The organism is Vibrio sp. 10N.222.52.B7, assembly GCF_041474275.1.
GTDB classification, from domain to species: Bacteria; Pseudomonadota; Gammaproteobacteria; order Enterobacterales; family Vibrionaceae; genus Vibrio; species Vibrio crassostreae_C.
This window is the reverse complement of the sequence record NZ_JBFRTU010000464.1, coordinates 1-303: the sequence shown is the minus strand read 5'-3', so window position 1 is coordinate 303 and position 303 is coordinate 1. Positions and strand designations below refer to the sequence as shown.

1 protein-coding gene is annotated in these 303 nt (G+C 48.5%); it reads right to left on the bottom strand.

Going from position 1 to position 303, the window contains the following annotated elements; all coding sequences use genetic code 11:
* The coding region (locus AB4512_RS23705; RefSeq protein WP_372175962.1) for a PhnD/SsuA/transferrin family substrate-binding protein at positions 1 to 303 on the bottom strand (303 nt) is incomplete at both ends.

The following is a 303-nucleotide window of genomic DNA, read 5'->3' as shown; positions in this document are numbered from 1 at the left end:
CTAAAGAAAGCCTCGTTGATCTTCTCAACGAGCTCTGGTTTTAGGTTGTAAGCATAGCCAAACGCAGACGTTGGGAAGCGTGGGCTACGGTAGATGATCTTCAGTTCAGAATCGTCAACACGACCTGCTGCTACCATACGATCGTACACGTCCGATGCCACAGGTGCTGCGTCATAATCTCCATTAAAGACGCCTAGAATCGATTGGTCATGCTTACCTGAGTAAAGTACCTTGTAATCTTCATCTGGCACTAGGCCTTTCGCTGGGAATAACGCACGTGGAGCTAGGTTGCCAGAGTTGGAA